This window comes from Clostridium sp. UBA2485, from assembly GCF_002341865.1.
Classification (GTDB): domain Bacteria; phylum Bacillota; class Clostridia; order Clostridiales; family Clostridiaceae; genus Clostridium_J.
In genome coordinates this window covers 130,495-136,494 of the sequence record NZ_DDOV01000074.1, presented here as the reverse complement: position 1 = coordinate 136,494, position 6,000 = coordinate 130,495, and the positions used below count along the sequence as shown (strand labels likewise).

Annotated in this window: 3 protein-coding genes; all 3 read right to left on the bottom strand. The window is 31.2% G+C overall.

All coding sequences use genetic code 11. From position 1 onward, the window contains the following. On the bottom strand, positions 1 to 3,509 hold a 3,509-nt coding region (nifJ, locus tag B3603_RS15485), incomplete at its 3' end, for a pyruvate:ferredoxin (flavodoxin) oxidoreductase (protein WP_291566537.1). Positions 3,510 to 3,878: 369 nt separating this feature from the next. Beyond that, the gene (locus B3603_RS15480; protein ID WP_291566534.1) at positions 3,879 to 4,010 is read right to left on the bottom strand and encodes a hypothetical protein; all 132 of its coding nucleotides are present in this window, start codon (positions 4,008 to 4,010) and stop codon (positions 3,879 to 3,881) included. Positions 4,011 to 4,776: 766 nt separating this feature from the next. Beyond that, on the bottom strand, positions 4,777 to 5,850 hold the full coding sequence (locus B3603_RS15475) for an undecaprenyldiphospho-muramoylpentapeptide beta-N-acetylglucosaminyltransferase (RefSeq protein WP_291566532.1): 1,074 nt from the start codon (positions 5,848 to 5,850) through the stop codon (positions 4,777 to 4,779). Positions 5,851 to 6,000: the final 150 nt, after the last annotated feature.

The following is a 6,000-nucleotide window of genomic DNA, read 5'->3' as shown; positions in this document are numbered from 1 at the left end:
TCTTGAGCTGCAAGTCTTTTGTAGCCTTCTAATCTTTCTTTTGCATCTTGTTCAGTTTTAGCAAATAATTTCTCAGCTTGTTCTGGGAATGCCTTAGCTAATGATGCATATCTTACTTCACCCATTAGGTAATCTCTAAATGATAATGTTGGCTCTTTAGAATCTAAGCTAAATGGGTTCTTACCTTCTTCTTTTAGCATTGGGTTGTATCTGTATAATGCCCAATATCCAGATTGAACTGCAAGTTTAGTCTCTAATTGAGTAGCACCCATACCATTTTTAATTCCATGGTTTATACATGGAGCATATGCAATGATTAATGATGGACCATCATATGCTTCTGCTTCTCTTATAGCTTTAAGAGTTTGATTTTGGTCAGCTCCCATAGCTATTTGAGCAACGTAAACATATCCATAGCTCATTGCCATCATTCCAAGGTCTTTCTTCTTAGTTCTCTTACCAGCAGCTGCAAATTTAGCTATAGCAGCAGTTGGAGTAGATTTTGAAGATTGTCCTCCTGTATTTGAGTAAACTTCTGTATCAAATACTAGTACATTTACATTTTCTCCAGTAGCTAAAACATGATCAACTCCGCCGTATCCAATATCATAAGCCCAACCGTCTCCTCCAAAGATCCATTGTGATCTCTTAACGAAGAAGTCTTTTTTGTTATAAACTTCTGTTAATATAGCATTGTCTTTTCCTACTTCTAATAATGGTAATATCTTATCTGCAAGAACTTTAGTAGCTTCTGCATCATTTTTCTTATCTAGCCACTCATTGAATAGAGCTTTTAATTCTTCAGAAATGTTACCATTTATTACTTCTTTAACAGCTAACTCTAATTTTCCTCTTAATTGGTTAACTCCTAAGAACATACCTAATCCAAACTCAGCATTGTCTTCAAATAATGAGTTTGCCCAAGCTGGTCCTTTACCTTTATGGTTAACTGTATATGGAGTTGAAGGAGCACTTCCTCCCCAAATAGAAGAACATCCTGTAGCATTAGCTACCATCATTCTATCACCATATAATTGAGTTACAAGTTTAGCATATGGAGTTTCTCCACAACCTGCGCAAGCACCGCTGAACTCTAATAATGGAGTTTCAAATTGGCTACCTTTAACACTTGCTACTCCCATTGGGTTTGACATCTTAGGTAGTGATAAATTGAATTCCCAATTTTCCATTTGTTTAGCTTGTGTATCAAATGGCTTCATGATAAGAGCCTTTTCTTTCGCTGGACAAACTTGAGCACAGTTTCCACAGCCTGTACAATCTTGGATACTTACTCCTATATTGAATTTCAATCCTTCAAATGCCTTTCCACCTTTAGCATCTACGAAATCTAAAGTTTCTGGAGCATTTTTATAATCTTCCTCTGTTCCTATGAATGGTCTAATTACTGCATGTGGACATACATAGGAACATTGGTTACATTGTATACATTTATCTGGTTGCCATTCTGGTACATTAATCGCAATTTCTCTTTTTTCAAAAGCAGCTGTACCTGGTTCAAATGTACCATCTTCTCTATCTATGAATGCACTTACAGGAAGCTTGTCTCCTTCTTGTCTATTCATAACATCAACTATGTTTTTAATGAAATCTGGTCTTTCTTGGATTGGTTTGATTTCATCTTCTGCATTCTTCCAAGAGTCTGGCACTTCTATTTTAACAACTGAGTTTACACCTGCATCTATGGCATCATGGTTCATCTTGACAACCTTTTCACCCTTCTTACCATAAGAGGCAACAACAGCTTTCTTTAAGTGATCAACTGCTTCTTCTATTGGAATTATATCAGCTAATTTAAAGAATGCAGCTTGCATTATCATATTAATTCTTCCACCTAATCCTATTTCTTCTGCTATTTTAACAGCGTTAATAGTATAGAATTTAATATCGTGTTCTGCTATATATCTCTTCATGCTAGCTGGTAAATGTGCTTCTAATTCTTCCTTATTCCAAATACAGTTTAATAAGAATGTTCCATTATCTTTTATTCCAGATAATACATCATATTTATTAACATATGACTGATTGTGACATCCAACATAGTTAGCATGGTTTATTAAATATGGTGATTTAATTGGTTTTTTACCAAATCTCAAGTGAGATACTGTTATACCACCTGATTTTTTAGAGTCGTATGAGAAGTATGCTTGAGCATACATGTTAGTGTTATCTCCAATGATTTTAATAGCACTTTTGTTCGCTCCAACAGTACCATCTGATCCAAGACCCCAGAATTTACATTCTATTGTTCCATCAGTTGTAGTTCTGATTTCTCTTGATGTCTCTAATGAAGTATGAGTTACATCATCATTTATACCAACTGTAAAGCCATTTTTTAGACTTTCATTATTTAAATGGTCAAATACAGTAACTATTTGAGATGGAGTAGTGTCTTTTGATCCTAATCCGTATCTTCCACCTATTATAACCGGTCTGTTTTCTATATCATAGTAAGCAGTTCTTACATCTTGATATAATGGTTCTCCAGCAGAACCTGGTTCTTTTGTTCTATCTAAAACAGCTACCTTCTTAACAGTTTTTGGTATGTATTTGAAGAAGTGTTCTAATGAGAACGGTCTATATAAGTGAACTTTTAATAGTCCTACTTTTTCTCCACGAGCTGTTAAATAATCGATAGTTTCTTCTATAACATCACAAACTGAACCCATAGCAACTATCATTCTATCTGCATCTTGTGCACCATAGTAGTTGAATAGGTGATAGTCTGTACCTATTTCTTTATTTATCATTTCCATGTATTTTTCAACGATTTCTGGTATTGCATGATAGAATTTATTAGATGCTTCTCTAGCTTGGAAGTATATATCTGGGTTTTGTGCTGTTCCTCTTGTTACTGGATTGTTTGGATTTAAAGCTTTACTTCTGAATACTTCAACAGCTTCTTTATTTGCAAATTTAGCTAGTGTTTCGTAATCCCAAGCTTCAATTTTTTGAACTTCATGAGATGTTCTAAAGCCGTCAAAGAAGTGTAGGAAAGGAACTCTTCCTTCTAATGCAGCTAAGTGAGCAACTGGTGCTAAGTCCATAACTTCTTGAACGCTATTAGTTGCAAGTAATGCATATCCTGTTTGTCTTGCAGCCATTACGTCTTGATGGTCTCCAAATATTGATAACGCTTGAGCAGCTAGTGCTCTAGCACTTACATGAAATACACCTGGTAATAGTTCTCCAGCAATTTTGTACATGTTAGGAATCATAAGTAATAGTCCTTGTGAAGCGGTAAATGTAGTAGTTAATGCTCCAGCTTGTAATGAACCATGTACTGCTCCTGCAGCTCCAGCTTCAGATTGCATTTCCATCATTTTTACAGTTTGACCAAAGATATTTTTTCTTCCTTGTGCTGCCCATTCATCACAGTGTTCTGCCATTGGTGATGATGGTGTGATTGGATATATCGCAGCTACATCTGTAAAGGCATATGCTACGTGAGCAGCAGCGGTATTTCCATCCATAGTCTTCATTTTTCTCATCGTCCAAACCTTCTTTCTTTGTAAAATTTACTTTTGAGTTTTCTCTCATAATTTATAATTTACATTATCTGAAAACAAAACTGATGATAAAAACTGGGAGAAACACTTTTAAAAGTACATTTTATATATAATATTTTTACTAAAAAATAGCATGTTATACACTTTCATTATATACTATAGTCTTCAAATTTCAAGTATTAATTACCACTTTAATTGTTAGTTTTTTAACTATTTGTTATTTCTATCCTTTAATACAAACTCCTGATTTAACAATGATATTTTTATATTAAATCTCCCTTTTTCTAAATTTTCTTTATTTTTTCGCACTTTATATTCTCTATGAATATAAAAATATAATATTAAAGGGTATTATATTTTTATATTTAAATCATATTCTTCTCTCAAAATTTTTACTCTTTTAATTTTTTGTAATATATTGTATCCTAAAACTCTCTCTATCTGATATTCTATAAAAATTATAGAGTTTTCTTTTTTCTCCATATTGTTTTTAAACGATAAATTTCCTCCTATTTTCACCAGTGTTGCTTACAGTAATAATCTTGACCTTACATATATACTTTTATGCCACTGATTCTTTATAATGCTTTGTATGATTTTTATCAAACTTTCATTGTGAAATATATCACTATATGTGGTTTCTAAAATCACATAGTCATCTTTTGTAAATATAGTGAGATTCTTAATTATAGAAATTATTACATTTCCTAAGTGTCCGCTATATACAATTTTTACTTCCTCATTATTTTCATTTAGAAAGATTTCATAAATAGCAATCCCTAAAAGGTGTCTATCATCTTTTAAAATAGCCTTCTCATCTTCATAAAGTTCTATTTCCTCTTCATAAGCATATCACTCAAAATGTTTTAATACTTTTTTATATCTTCTATATGGTATAAAGATTTTATAAACTCTACCCCCTTTATTTTTCTTTTTTATTTTTAAAGTCCCAATCCACATTTTGAATATATGCAGAATTTATAAGCACATTATTACACGTATCTGAATTTCCTCCTGTACATATTATTTTTTCTTTGAAATTCTTTTTATATAGCAAGGGCCTTCTTCCAATGAAATTAATGTGAGTGTTAGATAATATCAAAATATCTATTTCCTGAAAATTAATTTTAAATAATTTAAATTTCACACTATAATATTACTAATTATGGAGACTTAATCTTTTAAAAGAAGTTTTTTTTAATTTATTTAATTAAAATGGATTCATTGTAATTATAAAAAGCCGTGATAATCACGGCTTTTTATAAGTCTCTATTAACTCTATAATTTTATCAATACTATTTTTTACATCACTTTTGTCCATATCATTAACATATTTTTCTCTATTTAAGTATAATTCATCTAATTTTTCCAATAAAATTTGAGGATCTAAATTTTCTTCCTCTATAACCATACTATATCCATTTTTTTCAAAGGATTTAGCATTTAATATTTGATCTCCTCTACTTGCCTTTGCAGAAAGTGGTATAAGTAAATTAGGCTTTTTAAGAGATAATAATTCAAAAATAAAGTTTGCACCTGCTCTTGACACAACTATAGAAGCTGCTTTCATTAAATGTGGTAATTCTTCTTTTACATATTCAAACTGTACATACCCTTCAATATCTCTATGTTTTTCTGATAAATTTCCCTTACCACAAACATGAATTATGTTAAATTTTTTTAATAGTTCTTGTAAGTTTTCTCTTACAACTTCATTTATAAATCTTGATCCTAAACTTCCACCAACTACTAATACAATTGGCTTATCTTCTTTAAAATTGCATATTTGCTGTCCTTTTATTTTACTACCCTGTAATAGTTCATTTCTTATTGGTAGTCCAGTAAGTACCGCCTTTTTATTTTCAATATGGCTAAGTGCCTCTGGAAAAGTTACACAAATTTTAGTGCAATATGGCATTGAAATTTTATTTGCAAGTCCTGGTGTCATATCTGCTTCATGAATAATAACAGGAATTTTATTAAATTTTGCTGCTAATACTACTGGCACAGATACAAATCCGCCTTTAGAAAATACTATATTAGGTTTTTCATTTTTAAGTATAGATATAGCATCAAAAACTCCTTTTATCACTCTAAAAGGATCTGTAAAGTTTTTAACATCAAAGTATCTTCTTAGTTTACCACTGGAAATAACATGATATTTTATATTTTCTGCCTCAATTAATTGACGCTCTATACCATTTTTAGTTCCTACATATTGTATATCATAACCTAAAGCTTTTAGCTTTGGCATCAATGCTATGTTTGGTGTAACATGACCAGCAGATCCTCCACCAGTCATGATTATTTTTTTTTCATTCAAAGTATTACCCCCTAGAAATAGTTCAGTGTTTTTTATTTAATACATAAATTGCAATTACGGACACCTTTTATATGTGTAAATAAAGTTTAACTCTTTAGATGACTCTATTACTTTTAAAAGCTTTCAAAATTAGATTAATATACCCTTTTT

Excerpts from the sequence above, each read along its gene's own strand:
- B3603_RS15480 (WP_291566534.1), bottom strand. The coding sequence starts at position 4,010 with ATGGAGAAAAAAGAAAACTCTATAATTTTTATAGAATATCAGATAGAG.